Below are 16,857 nucleotides of genomic sequence, written 5' to 3'. Positions count from 1 at the left end.
GCTCACTCCGCCACCACCACCTCGTCGCCCTCGGCGAGCGCGCCACGCACTTCGACGGAGCCGGCCGCGAAGAGGCCGGTCTCGACGCCGACGACGCTCGTCGGCCGCTCGGCGGAGGCATCCGTCTCGACGACCTCCACGGCGTAGCCGCCCTCGGCGAGCGCCAGGAGCGCACCGATCGGGACGACGAGGACGTCCTCGACGCGTTCGGCCTCGAACGCCACCGTCGCCGTCGACGGCGGCGCCGACGCGAGCATCGCGGCGTCGTCGGGCACGATCGTGAGCCGGAGCACCGTGCGTGCCTCCGCCCCCGAGCCGGGCGCGGCGGGCTCGACCACGCTGTCCGCCGCCTCGATCCGGCCGGGCAGCGTCGTCCCGTCCGGCAGACGGATCGACACCGCCGCGCCGACGATCGCGAACCTCCGATCGGCCTCGTCGAGGTCGACGCTCACGACCCGCTCACGCCCGGCGACGGTGAGAAGCACTCCGTCCGCGGGGTCGCCGACGGCGAGCGCTCGTGCGATCACCTCGACCGGGCCGTCGGCGACCTGGACCCGGTCGGGCGCGACGACGCCGGTCGGCTCGACGCCGAGGTCGCGCTGCCACCGCTCGACCGCCGCCGCCGTCGACCAGGTGTACCGGTCGTCGACCTCGAACCCGGCGTAGCCGAAGGCCGCGAGGTTCGCCTCGAACTGGGCGACATCCGCCCCTTCGGCGCCCGGCGTCAGCGGTCGATAGGCGGGCAGCGAACCGCCGATCAACACGACCGGCGCGTCGTCGACGCGGGCGAGCTGCCCGCCCGGCTCGACGACGGTCCCGACCGCGGGCAGCCAGGTGACGACGCCGCCGTGACCCCGCACCACCGTCTCCGAGCGCCGCGCGACGCGCGCAGCCTGCTCGGTGGTCGCCACGAGGTCGCGCCGCTCGACCGCGACCGTCGCGGGCGAGGCGAGGCCGCCGCTCGCCCCCGCGTCGGCCGCCGGCTCGCCCCCGAACCCCACGGCCGCAGCGGCGGTCAGCACGACGCCCGCCCCCGTCGCGGCGACGAGGGCGAGCCAACCGGCCCGGGCCGCGATCCGGATGCCGCGGCGCGGAGCGGCGCGATCGTCGGGCGCCTCGTCGGTCATCGCTCCGCCCCCGCGCACGCTTCCTGGGCCGCCTGGTACTCGGGAGTCGTGACGTCGATGCCGCTGTCGGGCTCCATCCGGATGATCCCGTCGGGGCCCGGGTCGGGGTACCCGGCGATGCCCTCTGCGCGCATGCACTCGGCGAGCTCTCGCAACCGCGAGATGGTCTCGGGATCGGTGTCGGCCGGCTCGCCGCCGCCCGGCAGGTAGGCGTCGCAGGCGGCGAGCGCCGCCTCGAACTCCGACGCGGCCACGTCCTCCGGGTAGGTGTAGGTGAACGTGGTGCCCTCCTCCACCGGCATGGGCATGTCGATGCCGTGTTCCGCGACGCACTCGACCAGTCGGACGGGGTCGCCGCTGACGTCGGCCGACGGCTCGGCGCTCGCGGCCGGCGCCGGGCGCGTCCCGTCGGCCAACGACGCGACCTCCGCACGCTCGGTCGTCGCACAGCCGGCGCCGGCGAGGGCGAGCGCGAGCGCAACGGCGGCGCAGAGGATGCCCCGGCCCGGCTGGCCGGCACCGGCCGATGCCCAGCGGGCGCGGGCTGAGGTCTGCTGCATCTCGGAGTCCTTCCGTCGTCGGACGTCAGTCCACCGGGTCGCCGGTTCCCTGGGCGTGAGCGCCGACGCTAACGCCCGTGAAACCCGCGACGCGGGCACAATGGGCGGATGCGCGTTCTGGTCGTCGAAGACGAGCCCCGGCTCGCCGATGCCGTCGCCGAGTGGTTGCGCCGGGTCGCGCACGCGGTCGACGTGGCGGGCGACGGCGCCGAGGCGCTCGAGCGCGTGGGCGTCAACGACTACGACGTCGTCGTGCTCGACCGCGATCTTCCCGTGGTGCACGGCGACGACGTGTGCCGGGGCATCCTCGCCCTCGACGCGCCGCCGCGCGTGCTCATGCTCACCGCGTCGGCGAGCGTCGACGACCGGGTCGCGGGACTCGCGATGGGTGCCGACGACTATCTGCCGAAGCCGTTCGCGTTCGCGGAGCTCGGCGCGCGCGTCGCCGCCCTGGGCCGCCGGTCGCGCCCCGCGGCGCCGCCGGTGCTCGAGCGCTCGGGCCTGCGCGTCGACCCGCACCACCGCGAGGTGGTCTTCCGCGGCCGCTACGTGCCGCTGTCGAAGAAGGAGTTCGCGGTGCTCGTCGAGTTGCTCCTTGCCGATGGAGGCTACGTCTCGGCCGAACAGCTCATCGAGAAGGCGTGGGACGAGCAGCTCGACCCGTTCACGGGCGTGGTGCGCGTGACCGTGCTGAAGCTGCGCCGGAAGCTCGGCGACGCGTCGGTCATCGAGACCGAGCCGGGCGTCGGGTACCGCATCCGATGTGGCGGTTCCGGCTGCCGCTGCGGGTGCGGCTGACCGCGGTGTACGGCGCGCTCTTCCTCGTGGCCGGGCTCGTGATGCTCGGCCTCACCTGGGCCCTCGTGCAGCAACGCCTCATCGACGACGCCGCCGTGGTGAACGCGTCGGTCTGCTGCAGCAGTCCTTGGGAGCCGTCGCCGACGCTTCCCGCGGGAGACCGGCTCACGTACGAGTACACGGTGCAGATCATGGGCGCCGCACGCGACCAGGCGCTCGGCGCGCTCCTCACGCAGGGCTCGATCGCTGTCGTCGTCGTGGGCGCGCTCGCCGCGGCCGCAGGCTGGGTCGTGGCGGGGCGGATGCTCCGGCCCCTCAGTGCCATCACCGCCACGGCGGCCCGGATCGCGGCGGCGCCGGAGGGGCGCCGTCACGAGCGGCTCCGGCTCGACGGCCCGCGCGACGACGTGACCGAGCTCGCGGACACGTTCGACGACATGCTCGACCGGCTCGACGCCGCGTTCGACGCCCAGCGTCGGTTCGTCGCGAACGCGTCGCACGAGCTGCGGACGCCAATCGCGGTCGAGCGCGCCCTCGTCGAGGTCGCGGCCGCCCGCCCCGGAGCGAGTGACGACGTCCGCGCGCTCGCACGCGAGCTGCTCGACGTGAACGCCGACCAGCACCGGCTCATCGACGGGCTGCTGCTGCTCGCCCGGTCGGAGCGCGAACTCGCTGAACGGCGCTTCGTCGACCTCGCCGACCTCGCCGAGCACGCGACGTCGCCGGCCGGCGGCGTGCGTGGCGACCCCGGCTCCGCTCCCGGGCTCTCGCGGGACGTCGCGCCGGATGCCGCGCCGGAGTTCGCGCTCGAGCTCGGCGAGGCCCCGACCGCGGGCGACCCGGTGCTGCTCGCGCACCTCGTCCGGAACCTCGTGGAGAACGCGATACGGCACAACCTCGACGCCGGCGGATGGGTGCGGGTCGCGACCGGCACGGATGCCACGGGCCGCGCCCGGCTCGAGGTGTCGAACTCCGGGCCGGTCGTGGCCGAGGACGCCGTGGCCGGACTGGTGGAGCCGTTCCGGCGGCTCGGCGGCGGCGTTCCGGACCGCGGCCGAACCGCCGGCGCCGGACTCGGCCTCTCCATCGTGCGTGCGATCGCGGAGGCGCACGGCGGCGCCCTGCACCTCGCAGCGCGACGCGGGGGCGGTCTCGTGGCGACGGTGACCCTGCCGCGGGAGGAGTACGGGTTCGCGCTCGACGGGTCGGCGGAGCGGGGCGACGCCGAGGGGTGAGCGCGATCGCGGTGCGTCCGGGATTCCGGACAATCTGGCCACGGCGGACGTTGCCCGCCGCCACGGCCTGCACGAGCATCGGAGCATGACCCACGCTCGCACCGTCCGCGCCGCTCGGGGCTCGGCCCTCACCGCGAAGAGCTGGCAGACCGAGGCGCCGCTCCGCATGCTGATGAACAACCTGGACCCCGAGGTCGCCGAACGCCCCGAAGACCTCGTCGTCTACGGCGGCACGGGCCGCGCGGCCCGCAGCTGGGAGGCGTTCGACGCCATCGTCCGCGAGCTCGAGTCCCTCGAGGCCGACGAGACGCTGCTCGTGCAGTCGGGCAAGCCCGTCGGGGTGTTCCGCACCCACGAGTGGGCGCCGCGGGTGCTCATCGCGAACTCGAATCTCGTCGGCGACTGGGCGACGTGGCCCGAGTTCCGCCGCCTCGAGCACCTGGGGCTCACGATGTACGGCCAGATGACGGCCGGGTCGTGGATCTACATCGGCACGCAGGGCATCCTCCAGGGCACCTATGAGACCTTCGGCGCGGTCGCGCGCAAGCTCGCGGCCCGGCGTGAGGGCGGCGAGGGTCCCGCGGGCGCGTCGCTGGCCGGCACGCTGACGCTCACGGGCGGCGCGGGCGGCATGGGCGGCGCGCAGCCGCTCGCCGTCACCATGCACGGCGGCGCGGTGCTCATCGTCGACGTCGACGAGTCTCGGCTGCGTCGGCGGGTCGAGCACGGCTACCTCGACGAGGTCGCGCCGTCGCTCGACGTCGCGCTCGAGCGGGTGCTCGCCGCGAAGCAGGCGCGGGAGCCGCTGAGCGTCGGCGTCGTCGGCAACGCCGCGACCGTCTTCACCGAGCTGCTCGACCGCGAGGCGCCGATCGACATCGTCACCGACCAGACCAGTGCGCACGACCCGCTCGCCTATCTGCCCGAGGGGGTGGCCGTCGGCGAGTGGCGCGAACTCGCGGCGCTCGACCCGGCGGAGTTCACCCGGCTGGCGCGACGGTCGATGGCCAAGCAGGTCGAGGCGATGGTGAACTTCCAGGCGCGGGGCGCCGAGGTCTTCGACTACGGCAACTCGATCCGCGCGGAGGCGAAGCTCGGCGGCTATGCGCACGCGTTCGACTTCCCGGGCTTCGTGCCCGCGTACATCCGGCCGCTGTTCGCCGAGGGCAAGGGGCCGTTCCGCTGGGCGGCGCTGTCGGGCGACCCGGCCGACATCGCCGCGACCGACCGGGCCATCCTCGACCTGTTCCCGCACGACGAGCACCTGCGCCGCTGGATCACGCAGGCGGGTGAGAAGGTGCACTTCGAGGGCCTGCCGGCGCGGATCTGCTGGCTCGGCTACCAGGAGCGTCACCTCGCGGGGCTGCGGTTCAACGAGATGGTGGCCTCCGGCGAGCTGTCGGCGCCCGTCGTCATCGGCCGCGACCACCTCGACGCGGGCAGCGTCGCGAGCCCGTACCGCGAGACCGAGTCGATGGCCGACGGCTCCGACGCGATCGCCGACTGGCCGCTGCTGAACGCCATGCTGAACACCGCCTCGGGGGCGACGTGGGTGTCGATCCACCACGGCGGCGGCGTGGGCATCGGCCGATCGATCCACGCCGGGCAGGTCGTCGTGGCCGACGGCACGGACCTCGCCGCGGAGAAGATCGCCCGGGTGCTGGTGAACGATCCCGGCACGGGCGTGATGCGCCACGTCGACGCGGGGTACGACCGGGCGATCGAGGTGGCCCGGGAGCGCGGCCTGCGGGTGCCGATGCTCGATGGGGAGCCGTCCGGCCGATGAACGACGGCGGGGCGGTGCGCCGGATGCTCCTGACGGGCATCGGCGAGCTGGTGACGAACGATCCGGCGCCCGGCCGAGCGGGCGGTCCGCTCGGCATCGTCCGCGATGCGGCGGTGCTCGTCGAAGACGGCCGGGTGGCCTGGGTCGGACCGGCGGCCCACGCCTCGGAGCAGTTGCCGGGCGCGGTCGACGCTGCGGACCGGCGGGACGGGGAGGAGCACCGGGCGAGCCGGGATGCCTCGGTCGAGGTCGTCGACGCGGGTGGGCGGGCCGTCCTGCCCGGCTTCGTCGACAGCCACACCCATCTGGTGTTCGGCGGCGACCGCGCCGACGAGTTCGCCGCGCGCATGGCCGGGCGGCCGTACGAGGCCGGAGGCATCCGTTCCACGGTCGCGGCCACGCGCGCCGCGAGCGACGACGTCCTGCGCGCTCGGCTCGCGGGATTCGTGGCCGAGCTGCACGCGCAGGGCACCACGACGTTCGAGGTGAAATCGGGGTACGGGCTGGATGTCGCGACGGAGGCGCGGCTCGTGCGCCTCGCGGCCGAGGTGACCGAGGAGGTCACCTTCCTCGGTGCGCACGTCGTGCCGGCCGAGTTCCGCGAGCCCGACGGCCCGGGCGCCGACGCTTACGTGGACCTCGTCGTCGGCGAGATGCTCGACGCGTGCGCGCCGTCCTCGCGCTGGGTCGATGCCTTCTGCGAACGCGGGGCGTTCACGCCCGCGCAGTCGCGGCGGGTCCTCGAGGCCGGGCGGCAGGCGGGGCTCGGGGTGCGCGTGCACGGCAACCAGCTCGGCCCGGGCGAGGGCGTCGCGCTCGCCGTCGAACTCGGTGCGGCATCCGTCGACCACTGCACCTTCCTCGACGACGCGGACGTCGCGCTGCTCGCCGGCTCCGACACGGTGGCGACCCTGCTGCCCGGCGTCGAGTTCTCGACCAGGCAGCCGTACCCCGACGCGCGCCGGCTCATCGACGCGGGTGTCACGGTGGCGATCGCGAGCGACTGCAACCCGGGCTCGAGCTTCACCAGTTCGATGCCGTTCTGCATCGCGGTCGCGGTGCGCGACATGCGGATGACACCCGCCGAGGCGGTGTGGGCGGCGACCGCTGGCGGCGCGCGGGCGCTCCGCCGCGAGGACGTCGGGGCCCTGCGGCCCGGGATGCGCGCCGACCTCGTCGAGCTCGCCGCGCCGGGCCACGTGCACCTCGCCTACCGGCCCGGCGTGCCGCTGGTGCGTCGGGTGTGGCGCGAGGGCGTGCTGGTCGGCGACCCGGTCCTCGCCGGCGACCCGGTCTGACGCGCCGGCCGACCCCGGCTTCGCGCCTCCGCCTACCGGCCCGCGGTGGCGGCGTTCCGTTCGGCGAGCGTGCGGAACGCCGCTCGCAGCTCCTCGGGCTCGACGACGTCGATGTCGGTGTCGAACCGGTTCAGCGCTGCCGCAAGCGCGACCCACGACCAAGAGCCGGAGCGCAGCCGGCATCGCCCGTCGCCGAGGTCTTCGACCGTGCCGTCGCCGGCGAAGGGCAGCACCTCGCGGGCGGGCAGGCCCAGTTCCACCGTTCCGGTGCATGGCCACTCGTCGGCGTCGCGCGAGCCCTTGAAGCGGGCGGACAGGAAGGCGGCCGCGCTGCCGCCCGGCACCGGACGGGGCTCGAACCGCCCGCCGAGCGGGGTGCGAGGCGCGACCCGGTCGGCGCGGAAGACGCGCCAGTCGGCGCGGTCGAGGTCCCAGGCGAGCAGGTACCAGCGGCCGCCGGCGAATGCGAGGTGGTGCGGCTCGACGCGGTGCCGTGCCGGCTCGGCATGCGGAACCGCTGAGGCGTAGTCGAGGCGCAGCACCTGTCGGGCCCGGATCGCCGTGGAGAGCTCGACGAGGGTCTCCGCGGAGACGGGTGCCGTGGGCCCGTCGCCGGGGCGACCCGGGATCGCGACGATCTCGAGGCCGTCGATCCGGTGTCGCAGCCGGCTGGGCAGCACCTGCCGCAGGGTGGTGAGCGCTCGGAGGGCGGCCTCCTCGAGCTCGACGCCGGCGACGGCCGCCGTCTGCAGGCCGACGGCGAGCGCGACGGCCTGATCGTCGTCGAAGAGCAGTGGCGGCAGGTCGGCGCCGGCGTCGAGGCGGTAGCCGCCGTCGGGCCCCATGGTCGCGGTGATGGCGTACCCGAGCTCTCGGAGCCGGTCGACGTCGCGGCGCACGGTGCGGTCGCTGATGCCGAGACGTTCGGCGAGCACCGCACCGGGCCAGTCGCGCCGGGTCTGCAGCAGCGACAGGAGCTGCAGCAGTCGCGATGTCGGTGCGGTCATGTCCCTCAAGGTACTCGGAGTCCAGGACACGATCTGACCTGCACTGTCGACAGTCTGGTGGTACCCCCGGGAATCGCCCGGGCGATCACCGGAGGAACCGACATGAGCTTGACCACGACCACCCACCTCAACTTCCGCGGCGACGCGCGCCAGGCGCTCGAGTTCTACCGCTCCGTCTTCGGCGGCGAACTCAGCGCGACCACCTACGGCGACGTCGGCATGCCGAAGGATGCCCCGGGCGCCGACGGCATCGTCTTCGGCCGGGTCGACTCACCCACCGGATTCCGCGTGATGGCGTACGACATCCCCGGTGAATCCGGCGGTTCGGCCGGCAACGCCGGATCGACCACGCGCGAACACGGCGCGACCGTCACCGACCGGCCGTTCTTCGTGTCGGTGAGCGGCGAGACCCTCGACGAGGTCGTCGCCGTCTGGCAGCGTCTCGCCGTCGGCTCGACGATCATCGAGCCCCTCGCCGCGTCGGCCTGGAGCCCGGGCTTCGGGATGCTCGTCGACCCGTTCGGCGTGACGTGGATCCTCGACGTCGCGGCCTCGCCGTCCGGCGTCTGACCCTGGCCGTCCGACCCGACCGCGCGGCGACGCCGGTGCACCCGACGTCGACGCGCGGTCGGGTCGGGCGCCGGCTCAATCGTCCTCGCTCCGCCGAAGGCGTCGGCGCACCGACAGCAGCACCAGGTGGGGCTGCTCGGCCGCGAGCCGTTCGGCCCGGTCGAGCACATCGCCCACCCATCCGGCGCTCGCCGCCACGACGGCCACGCCGACGACGGCCCGGCGGTGCAGGTCGTGTGCACCGACCTCGGCGACGCTCGCCTCGGTCTCGCGCCGCAGCCCGGCGAGCAGCGGGCGGAGCACCGCGCGCTTCGCCTTCAGCGAGTGCACGTCGCCGAGGAGCAGGTCGAACTCGGCCCAGCCGATCCACACGGTGACGCCCTTGTCACGAACGGTCGGGGTCCTCACCCTCCGCCTGGGACGGCTTGCCCTGAGCCGGTTCCACGCGCTGCTCGTCGTCGCGCGGATCCTCGCCCTCGGCCTGGCTCGGCTTCGCTCCCGCTCCCTGGTCCGTCATGATGGCTCCCTTCGTCCGCCCATCGGATCTCCCGACCCGCGTCGTCCCTCGTCGGACATCGTGCGCCGTCGGCCGGATCATCGGAACCCGTTGTGGCTGGCTCGATCGGCTGCTAGCGGATGCCGGCTCCGCGTCAGCGCGTCCCGTCCTTCGGCGTGTCGACCCGGACGAGCTCGGCCGCATCGGCGGAGGCATCCGCCCAGTGATCGACGGGCAGCCGGATCTCGGCGACTGCGCACGTCGGCAGCTCGGCGAACTCGCCGGTGAGGCGCACGACGAGGGCGCTCGACTCGGGATTGTGACCGACGAGCATGGCGGTGCCTGCGGCGTCGTCGAGCCCGCGGATCACCTCCAGCAGGTGCGCCGCGCCGGTGGCGTACATCGAGGCGTCGAGCTCGACGGAGCCGGGATCGCGGCCGAGGGCCTCGGCGAGCAGCGCCGCGGTGGTCCGCGCGCGAAGTGCGGTGCTCGACCGGATGACGTCGGGCACGAGCCCCCTCGCCGCGAGCCGCTCGCCCATGCGCGGCGCGTCGCGGAGGCCGCGGTCGTTCAGCGGCCGGTCGTGGTCGTCGAGCCCGGGGTGGCCCCAGTCGGATTTCGCGTGGCGGACGACGAGCAACGTCTTCACGCTGCCAGCCTTCCACCGCGGTCAGCGCAGCGCGACCCCCGCCGCGAACTCCAGCACGCAGAGGGCGGCGAGCCGGACGGTGCGGCCGTCGGGCGCGTCGGCGGTCGCGTCGATCTCGACCAGGTCGGCCGACCGCACGCGCCGGTCGCGCGCCGCGGCCCGGACGAGCGCGCGGAGCTCCCACGCCGCGAGGCCCCCGGGCACCGAGGCCGGACATGCGGGCACGACCGAGCGATCGCACGCATCGACGTCGACGTCGAGGTGCACCGGCCCGCCGCCGGCGCCCGCGATCTCCATCGCCTCGGCCATGACGTCGGCCGGCGACCGCCCGTGCAGTTCGTCGCGGTGGATGACGGTGATGCCGAGGTCGGCAGCACGCCGTGCGTAGACCGCGGAATTGGCGAAGTCCGCGATGCCGACCTGCACGATGCGCGCGGGGTCGAGGCCCCCCTCGACGAGCCGGCGCACCGGCGAGCCGTTGGAGACGCCGTCGCGGAGGTCGTAGTGCGCGTCGATCGTCACGAGCCCGGCAGTGCCGAGGTCCTCGCCCCATGCGCCGAGCGCGGTGGCGACCGTGACCGAGTTGTCTCCGCCCAGCGCGAGAACCGTGTCGGTGACCTCCAGGGCGCGGCGCACCGCGGCACGCGTGCGGGCTTCGCCCTCCGGACCGTCGGGCTCGTCGACGTCGCCCGCGTCGACCACGGCGATCGCCTCGTCGAGATCGAGCGGGGCGGCCGCTCCGGCGGAGCGCCGATCGGGGACGAGCGCGGGGCTGTACCGGGCGAGCGCGTCGCGGATCGCGGCGGGCGTCGCGTGCGCGGCGGTCGGCGACAGCGAGGTGCGCCAGGCGGGCACGCCGATGAGCGCGAGTCCCGCGCGTTCGTCCGGCGCGAGGTCGTCGAGGGCGGGCCAGCCGCCCGCGCGGGGCCAGTTCGGATCGTGCGAGAGGGCCATGCCCTCACGCTAACGGCGCCGGATGCCCCGCGCCGAGGCATCCGATCAGGTCGTCGTCTGCGATCCCGGACCCGACGCGCGCCAGTCGGCGATGAGCTCCGCCTCGCGGGCGGGCGACAGCCCGGCGCCGCGCTCGCGGTCGAGGCCCTGCTCGCGCTCCCAGGCGAGCACGTCGCCCAGGGAGTCCTCGACGGGCCGCACGCGGAGGCCGGCGTGCACGGCCGCGGTGTTCGACCGGTCCTGGAAGCCCGACCATGACGGGTCGATGATCCAGAACGCGAGCGAGTCGGGGCCCGACCACTCGTTCACGCCCCGCGACTCGAGCCACGTCGACGGCGCGGCGACGACCTCGCCGGCGTGCCCCCCGACCTGGCGCGAGACGTCGAGCAGGGCGCCGAACGTCGACCGGTCGCCGACGGCGTTGAACGTGCCCGTGAGACCGTCCTCCACGGCCTGCAGCACCCAGGCGACGAGATCGCGCACGTCGATGAACTGGGCCGCGGCCTCCGGGATGTCGGGTACGAGCATCGGCGCCTCGGTGTCGCGGGCGGCGCGCACGACGTACGAACCGGTGCGGCCGGACGGGTCGCCGGGCCCGCCGATGAGGCCCGGCCGCACGATGAGCAGGCGGTCGCCGAACGCCGCGCGGTACGCGAGCTCGCACGCGACCTTCGCCTCGCCGTAGGTCTCTGGCGTCGAGCGGTCGGCCTCGAGCGGCGGCAGGAGCTCGACCGACTCGTCACCTCCCGGCACGTCGTGGTGCGCGTACACGTTCCCGGTCGAGATGAACACCCCGAGCCGGGCCTTCGGCGCGAGCGCGGCCGCCGCCTCGCGCGCGAACAGCGGCTCGCGCGTGACGTCGATCACCGCGTCCCACTCGCGATCCACGACCGCGTCGTACGCGCCGGGCTGCGTCCGGTCGGCTACCACGAGGTCGGCGCCGGGCGCCACTTCGCCGGCTTCGCCGCGCGCGAGGCAGGTCACCGCGTGCCCGCGCGCCAGCGCCTCGGCCGCGAGCGCGCGGCCGACCCATTGCGTTCCACCGAGGATGAGCAGGTCCATGGGCTCATGCAAGCACGGCGATCGGATGCCCCGCACGCGGTGTTCGCCCGCCGCGTACGGCGTCTGCCGTGGGCGGACGCCGCGCGCCGGTCAGCCCCGGTCGATCGCGCCGTCACCGCGGGGGTTGGCTCCCGCGCGCGTCGCCGGTACCGTCGAGCACGTCGCGCGTGATCGGTGCGGGAATGCGGATGCCGGTCGCGCCGTTGTCCTATCGCGAATACCCCCATGGGGTATAGCCTGATCCCAGGAGGACGATCGAATGGACACCACACGGCGCGAGGAGCACGCGGCCCACGAGCACGATGCGCACGCGGGACACGACGAGCACGAGGGTCACGAAGACCATCACGGGCACGAGGGCCATCACGGGCACGAGGGCCCGCAGGCGCACGACGCGCACGCGGGCCACGACGGTCACGAGGGCCACGACGGTCACGAGGGCCACTCGATGCACGCCGGGCATGAGGCATCCGAGGCGCACGCCGGCCACGACCACCACGCCGGCCACGACGCGCATCAGGCCCACGACGGTCACGCCGGCCATTCCGGTCACAGAGGCCACGGCGGCCACGGCGGCCACGGCGATCACGTCGGCCAGTTCCGCCGCCTCTTCTGGATCATGCTCGTCGTCGCGATCCCGACCATCGCGTTCAGCCCGATGTTCGCCTCGATCCTCGGCTACCCGCTGCCCGACAACCCGGCGATCGCATGGATCTCGCCGATCCTCGGCACCGTCATGTACTTCTGGGGCGGTAAGCCGTTCCTCACCGGCGCCTGGTCGGAGCTGAAGGCACGCAAGCCCGGCATGATGCTCCTCATCGGGCTGGCGATCACGGTCGCCTACTTCGCGAGCCTGGGCGCCAGCCTCGGCCTGCTCAGCCACCACCTCGACTTCTGGTGGGAGCTCGCGCTCCTCATCGTGATCATGCTGCTCGGGCACTGGATCGAGATGAAGTCGATCATGCAGGCCTCGAGCGCGCTCGACGCCCTCGCGGCGCTCCTGCCCGACGAGGCCGAGCGGGTGGTCGGCGGCGCCGACGGCGGCACGATCGAGCGGGTCGCCCCGTCCGAGCTCGCGGTCGGCGACGTGGTCGTCGTGCGCCCCGGCGGGCGGGTGCCTGCCGACGGTGACGTGATCGAGGGCACGGCTGACGTCGACGAGTCGATGATCACGGGCGAGTCTCGGCCGGTGCGCCGCGGCCCGGGCGACCACGTCGTCGCGGGCACAGTGGCGACCGACACCGCGATCCGCGTGCGGGTCGGCGCGATCGGCGACGACACCGCACTCGCGGGCATCCAGCGCCTCGTCGCCCAGGCGCAGGCGTCCACGTCGCGGGCGCAGCGGCTGGCCGACCGTGCCGCGGGCTGGCTGTTCTGGTTCGCGCTCGGCGCGGCCGTCCTCACGGCGATCGCGTGGACGCTGCTCGGCGACCCCGACGACGCCGTCGTCCGGACCATCACGGTCCTCGTGATCGCGTGCCCCCACGCCCTCGGCCTCGCGATCCCGCTCGTGGTGCAGATCGCGACCGAGCGGGCCGCGAAGGGCGGCGTGCTCGTGACCGACCGGCTCGCGCTCGAGACGATGCGCACCGTCGGCGCCGTGCTGTTCGACAAGACCGGCACCCTCACCAAGGGCGAGCCGGCGGTGACCGACGCCGTCGCCGCCGCCGGCTTCGACGCCGACCGCGTGCTGGCGCTCGCGGCGGCCGCGGAGGGCGACTCCGAGCACCCGCTGGCGAAGGCCATCGTGGCCGACGCCGCGCGGCGGCAGCTCGCCGTGCCCGCGGCATCCGGGTTCGAAGCGTCGGCCGCCGTCGGTGTGCGCGCCGAGGTCGACGGTCGTGCGGTGCAGGTCGGCGGTCCGGCGATGCTCGCCGGGGCCGGCGCCGAGCCGCTCGCCGCCTCCGCCGGCTGGAGCGAGGCCGGCCAGACGGTGCTGCACGTGCTGGTCGACGGCGAGGTGGCGGGCGCGATCGCGCTGGCCGACGAGGTGCGGCCCGAGTCGAAGGAGGCCGTCGACGCGCTGCACGCGCTCGGCGTGCAGGTCGTGATGATCACGGGCGACGCCGAGCCGGTGGCGCGGTCGGTCGCGGTCGCGCTCGGCATCGACCGGGTGTACGCCGGCGTCCGGCCCGAGGACAAGGCGGCGAAGGTGCAGGAGCTCCAGTCCGAGGGACTCACGGTCGCGATGGTGGGCGACGGGGTGAACGACGCCCCGGCGCTCGCGCAGGCGGACGTGGGCATCGCGATCGGCGCAGGCACCGATGTGGCGATCGCCTCGGCGGGGGTCGTGCTCGCCTCGAGCGATCCGCGATCGGTGCTGTCGGTGATCGAGCTGTCCCGGGCGACGTATCGCAAGATGACGCAGAACCTGTGGTGGGCGGCCGGGTACAACCTGCTGTCGGTCCCGCTCGCGGCGGGCGTGCTGGCGCCGATCGGGTTCGTGCTGCCGATGTCGGTGGGCGCCATCCTCATGAGCCTGTCGACGGTGATCGTGGCGCTGAACGCGCAGCTGCTCCGGCGACTCGACCTCGCGCCCGAGGCATCCACCAGGGCGGTGCTCGAGCGCGGCTAGCCGCACCTCACGATGAGGAGGACCGGTCCGTTCGCGGGCCGGTCCTTCGTCGTTCGGCGCCGGAATCAGTTCGTGTGGTTTGGTAGTTGATCTGTTACAGTACTCGGCATGATCAAGATGACTGGTGCCGGAGCGACCGCGATCGTCGCCGAGGCGCTCGAGAAGACCTACCGCCGCGGTCGCACCCCCGTGCCCGCCCTGCGCGGCCTCGACTTCGAGGTCCCGCGCGGCTCGGTCTTCGGCATGCTCGGCCCGAACGGCGCCGGCAAGTCGACGACCACGAAGATCCTCACCACGCTGTCGCGCCCCGACGCCGGCCGGGCGAGCGTCGCCGGACACGACGTCACGACGGATGCCGCGGCCGTGCGCCGCGCCGTCGGCTACGTGTCGCAGGGCACGGGCGCCGACCCGCTCCTCACCGGCGCGGAGAACCTCGCGCTCGCCGGTCGCCTGCGGGGGCTCTCCCGCATCGCCGCCCGCGAACGGGCGACGGCACTGCTGCACGAGTTCGGCCTCACCGACGCCGGCTCGCGCGCGGTCGGCTCGTACTCGGGCGGCATGCGCCGCCGCCTCGACGTCGCGTGCGCGCTCGTGCACCGGCCCGAGGTGCTCTTCCTCGACGAGCCCACGACCGGGCTCGACCCCGAGGCGCGCGCCGCGATGTGGGCCGAGATCCGCCGACTGTCCGCCGAGGGCGGGCTCACGGTCGTGCTCACCACGCACTATCTCGAAGAGGCCGACCGCCTGGCCGACGAGCTCGTCATCATCGACCACGGCACCAAGGTCGTGCAGGGCACCGCGGCCGAGCTGAAGTCCGCCCTCCGCGGCGACACCGTGCGCGTCGCGCTCTTCGAGCCCGACCCCGCGGCCGTGCGGCTCGCGGTCGCCGGCATCCCCGCGCTCCGCGAGGTCGTCGTCGAGGTGAACGGGCCGGTCGGCTCGCTCGTCGCCCGCACCGACGACGCCTCGGCCGCGGTCGGCCGCGTCATCGCGGCGCTCGAGGGCAGCGGCATCCCGTTCGGCGCGGTCGCCGCGTCGCGACCCAGCCTCGACGACGTCTACCTGCACCACGTCGGCCGGAGCATCGACACCGCGGCGCGCGGCGCCGCCCACCAGGAAGGAGCCGCGGCATGAGCACCGCCCTCGTCGCCACCACGTCCACCACGGCCGCGCACGACGCGAGCTGGTTCACCCAGACGGGGCAGGTGTGCGCCCGCTGGATGCTTGGCACCTGGCGGCAGGCCTGGGGCCCCGTCATGTCGCTGCTGCAGCCGATCATCTGGATCGTCCTGTTCGGCCAGGTGTACTCCTCGCTCGGCGAGCTGCCTGCCTTCGGCGACGGCGGCTACATCGCCTACCTCGTGCCCGGCGTGCTGATGATGACCGTGCTGTACTCGGGCGCCTGGGCCGGCACCGGGTACATCGACGACATGCGATCCGGCGTCATGGACCAGCTGCTCACGGCACCGATCGCGCGGTCGGCGATCATCACCGGGCAGCTGCTGCAGCAGCTCGTGATCAACCTGGCGCAGTCGGCGATCGTGCTCGGCATCGGCTGGCTCGCGGGTGCCCGCTACCCCGGCGGAGCCGGCGGCATCCTCATCGCCCTCGCGGCGGCCACGCTGCTCGCGACCGCGTTCTGCTGCGCGTCGACGGCCGTCGCGCTCACCACGCGCAGCCAGGTCGCCCTGATCGGGCTCTCGCAGACGGTGGTGCTGCCCGCCACCTTCCTCTCGACGACGATGATGCCCGCTTCGCTGCTGCCCGACTGGGTCGCCGCCGTCGCCGCCTGGAACCCCATGACGTGGGCGGTCGAGATCGCCCGCGACGGCCTCGCCGGCGACCTCGACTGGTCGCTCGCGGCCGGCCGCACCGCGCTGCTCGCCGCGATCGCGGCACTCGCGTTCGCGTGGGCCGTGCGCTCGATCCGCGCGTACCAGCGCTCGATGTGAGCACCGGATGCCGCCCGTCGGGGTGCGTTCACTCGCTGGAGCGCACCTCGATGGGGCTCGCATCCATGGCCCGGTTGTCGACGCGGAACGTCGCGAACTCCGACCGGTACCTCGCCTCGGCGTGCTCGACCGGCCGGCCCGAGGCATCCTTCGACAGCCGCCGTTCGCGGAGCAGCGGTGCGCCGGCCGCGATGCCGAGCGCCTCGGCGTCGAGCCGGTTCGCGGCGACCGCGTCGATGGTGTGCCTGGCGCTCACGAGCGGTGCGCCGTGGCGGGCCAGCTCGGCCGACACCGACCCCGAGTCGGGGTCGAAGCCGAAGAGGTAGCGTCCGACGTCGGGCACGAAGGAGGCCCGCTCGATCATGATCGGCACGTCGTCGAGCAGCCGGACCCGCACCAGGTCGACCACGACCGCACCCTCGTCGAGTTCGAGGAGCCCGGCGACGGTCGACGTCGAGGCCCTGCGCTCGAGCACGAGCGTACGGGTGCCGGGCGTCTTGCCCTCCTCGCGCGCCCACTCCGTGAACGATTTGAAGGTCGAGAGCGACTGCGCCGGCACCACCTTGCCCACGACGGGCGGGCGACCGCGTCCGCCGACGACGAACCCCTCGGCGCGCAGCGCGGAGAGCGCCCGGCGCACCGGGCCGCGCGAGGTGCCGAACTCGCGGCACAGCGCCGCCTCGCTCGGCAGCGACATGCCGGGCGTCCACTCGCCGCGCTCGATGCGCTGGCGAAGCTCCGCGCGCACGCGCTGGGAGACGGGCGCGGTGGTGGCGGACATGTCTCGA

General features: G+C 74.4%; 18 protein-coding genes. 8 read left to right on the top strand and 10 right to left on the bottom strand.

The window, feature by feature from the left end; genetic code table 11:
• Nucleotides 1-2: 2 nt before the first annotated feature.
• Together ABIQ69_RS02175 and ABIQ69_RS02170 are read right to left on the bottom strand one after the other, a co-directional pair.
• Entirely contained in the window at nucleotides 3-1,127 is a 1,125-nt protein-coding gene (locus ABIQ69_RS02175; RefSeq protein WP_350348761.1) for a peptidoglycan-binding protein, read from the bottom strand.
• Nucleotides 1,124-1,687: a hypothetical protein gene (locus ABIQ69_RS02170; RefSeq protein ID WP_350348760.1), complete on the bottom strand. Its 564-nt coding sequence runs from the start codon at nucleotides 1,685-1,687 to the stop codon at nucleotides 1,124-1,126. Before ABIQ69_RS02170 ends, ABIQ69_RS02175 begins: the two co-directional genes overlap by 4 nt.
• Before the next feature lie 108 nt (nucleotides 1,688-1,795).
• Between ABIQ69_RS02170 and ABIQ69_RS02165 the strand changes: the two genes are divergently transcribed.
• The 4 genes from ABIQ69_RS02165 to hutI all read left to right on the top strand — a co-directional run bounded on the left by ABIQ69_RS02165 (nucleotide 1,796) and on the right by hutI (nucleotide 6,804).
• Complete coding sequence (locus tag ABIQ69_RS02165; protein ID WP_350348759.1) at nucleotides 1,796-2,485, top strand: response regulator transcription factor; 690 nt, start codon at nucleotides 1,796-1,798, stop codon at nucleotides 2,483-2,485.
• A complete protein-coding gene (locus ABIQ69_RS02160; protein WP_350348758.1) occupies nucleotides 2,449-3,720 on the top strand; it encodes a HAMP domain-containing sensor histidine kinase in 1,272 nt (423 codons plus the stop codon). Before ABIQ69_RS02165 ends, ABIQ69_RS02160 begins: the two co-directional genes overlap by 37 nt.
• Nucleotides 3,721-3,805: 85 nt before the next feature.
• Nucleotides 3,806-5,506, top strand: a complete 1,701-nt coding sequence (hutU, locus tag ABIQ69_RS02155; protein WP_350348757.1) for a urocanate hydratase — start codon at nucleotides 3,806-3,808, stop codon at nucleotides 5,504-5,506.
• A gap of 14 nt (nucleotides 5,507-5,520) precedes the next feature.
• The gene (gene hutI, locus ABIQ69_RS02150; protein ID WP_350350060.1) at nucleotides 5,521-6,804 is read left to right on the top strand and encodes an imidazolonepropionase; all 1,284 of its coding nucleotides are present in this window, start codon (nucleotides 5,521-5,523) and stop codon (nucleotides 6,802-6,804) included.
• 32 nt (nucleotides 6,805-6,836) lie between these two features.
• Here hutI and ABIQ69_RS02145 read toward each other — a convergent pair whose 3' ends face one another.
• Nucleotides 6,837-7,811: a WYL domain-containing protein gene (locus ABIQ69_RS02145; protein WP_350348756.1), complete on the bottom strand. Its 975-nt coding sequence runs from the start codon at nucleotides 7,809-7,811 to the stop codon at nucleotides 6,837-6,839.
• Between the two features lie 102 nt (nucleotides 7,812-7,913).
• Here ABIQ69_RS02145 and ABIQ69_RS02140 point away from each other — a divergent pair, with 102 nt between their 5' ends.
• Nucleotides 7,914-8,381, top strand: a complete 468-nt coding sequence (locus ABIQ69_RS02140) for a VOC family protein (RefSeq protein WP_350348755.1) — start codon at nucleotides 7,914-7,916, stop codon at nucleotides 8,379-8,381.
• 75 nt (nucleotides 8,382-8,456) lie between these two features.
• Here ABIQ69_RS02140 and ABIQ69_RS02135 read toward each other — a convergent pair whose 3' ends face one another.
• The 6 genes from ABIQ69_RS02135 to ABIQ69_RS02110 all read right to left on the bottom strand — a co-directional run bounded on the left by ABIQ69_RS02135 (nucleotide 8,457) and on the right by ABIQ69_RS02110 (nucleotide 12,005).
• Nucleotides 8,457-8,753, bottom strand: a complete 297-nt coding sequence (locus ABIQ69_RS02135) for a DUF503 family protein (RefSeq protein ID WP_350350059.1) — start codon at nucleotides 8,751-8,753, stop codon at nucleotides 8,457-8,459.
• A 13-nt stretch (nucleotides 8,754-8,766) separates the two neighbouring features.
• Complete coding sequence (locus tag ABIQ69_RS02130) at nucleotides 8,767-8,898, bottom strand: hypothetical protein (protein WP_350348754.1); 132 nt, start codon at nucleotides 8,896-8,898, stop codon at nucleotides 8,767-8,769.
• Between the two features lie 133 nt (nucleotides 8,899-9,031).
• On the bottom strand, nucleotides 9,032-9,526 hold the full coding sequence (locus ABIQ69_RS02125) for a histidine phosphatase family protein (protein ID WP_350348753.1): 495 nt from the start codon (nucleotides 9,524-9,526) through the stop codon (nucleotides 9,032-9,034).
• A gap of 21 nt (nucleotides 9,527-9,547) precedes the next feature.
• The gene (locus ABIQ69_RS02120) at nucleotides 9,548-10,480 is read right to left on the bottom strand and encodes an arginase family protein (RefSeq protein WP_350348752.1); all 933 of its coding nucleotides are present in this window, start codon (nucleotides 10,478-10,480) and stop codon (nucleotides 9,548-9,550) included.
• Between the two features lie 45 nt (nucleotides 10,481-10,525).
• Nucleotides 10,526-11,542: an NAD-dependent epimerase/dehydratase family protein gene (locus tag ABIQ69_RS02115; protein WP_350348751.1), complete on the bottom strand. Its 1,017-nt coding sequence runs from the start codon at nucleotides 11,540-11,542 to the stop codon at nucleotides 10,526-10,528.
• A 208-nt stretch (nucleotides 11,543-11,750) separates the two neighbouring features.
• The gene (locus tag ABIQ69_RS02110; RefSeq protein ID WP_350348750.1) at nucleotides 11,751-12,005 is read right to left on the bottom strand and encodes a hypothetical protein; all 255 of its coding nucleotides are present in this window, start codon (nucleotides 12,003-12,005) and stop codon (nucleotides 11,751-11,753) included.
• Here ABIQ69_RS02110 and ABIQ69_RS02105 point away from each other — a divergent pair.
• The 3 genes from ABIQ69_RS02105 (at nucleotide 11,991) to ABIQ69_RS02095 (ending at nucleotide 16,069) form a co-directional block, all read left to right on the top strand.
• A complete protein-coding gene (locus ABIQ69_RS02105) occupies nucleotides 11,991-14,117 on the top strand; it encodes a copper-translocating P-type ATPase (protein WP_350348749.1) in 2,127 nt (708 codons plus the stop codon). The two genes, ABIQ69_RS02110 and ABIQ69_RS02105, sit on opposite strands and share 15 nt — an antisense overlap.
• 108 nt (nucleotides 14,118-14,225) lie before the next feature.
• Nucleotides 14,226-15,251 carry an ABC transporter ATP-binding protein gene (locus tag ABIQ69_RS02100; RefSeq protein WP_350348748.1) on the top strand — a complete coding sequence of 342 codons (1,026 nt, stop codon included), beginning with the start codon at nucleotides 14,226-14,228 and terminating at the stop codon, nucleotides 15,249-15,251.
• A complete protein-coding gene (locus ABIQ69_RS02095; RefSeq protein ID WP_350348747.1) occupies nucleotides 15,248-16,069 on the top strand; it encodes an ABC transporter permease in 822 nt (273 codons plus the stop codon). The genes ABIQ69_RS02100 and ABIQ69_RS02095 overlap by 4 nt, the downstream gene beginning before the upstream one ends.
• A gap of 28 nt (nucleotides 16,070-16,097) precedes the next feature.
• Here ABIQ69_RS02095 and ABIQ69_RS02090 read toward each other — a convergent pair whose 3' ends face one another.
• Nucleotides 16,098-16,850 (bottom strand): GntR family transcriptional regulator, encoded by a 753-nt coding sequence (locus ABIQ69_RS02090; RefSeq protein ID WP_350348746.1) that lies wholly within the window; start codon nucleotides 16,848-16,850, stop codon nucleotides 16,098-16,100.
• Nucleotides 16,851-16,857 lie beyond the last annotated feature (7 nt).

Origin of the sequence: Agromyces sp. G08B096 (assembly GCF_040267705.1) — a bacterium.
Classification (GTDB): Bacteria; Actinomycetota; Actinomycetes; order Actinomycetales; family Microbacteriaceae; genus Agromyces.
This window is presented reverse-complemented; position numbering and strand designations above follow the sequence as displayed.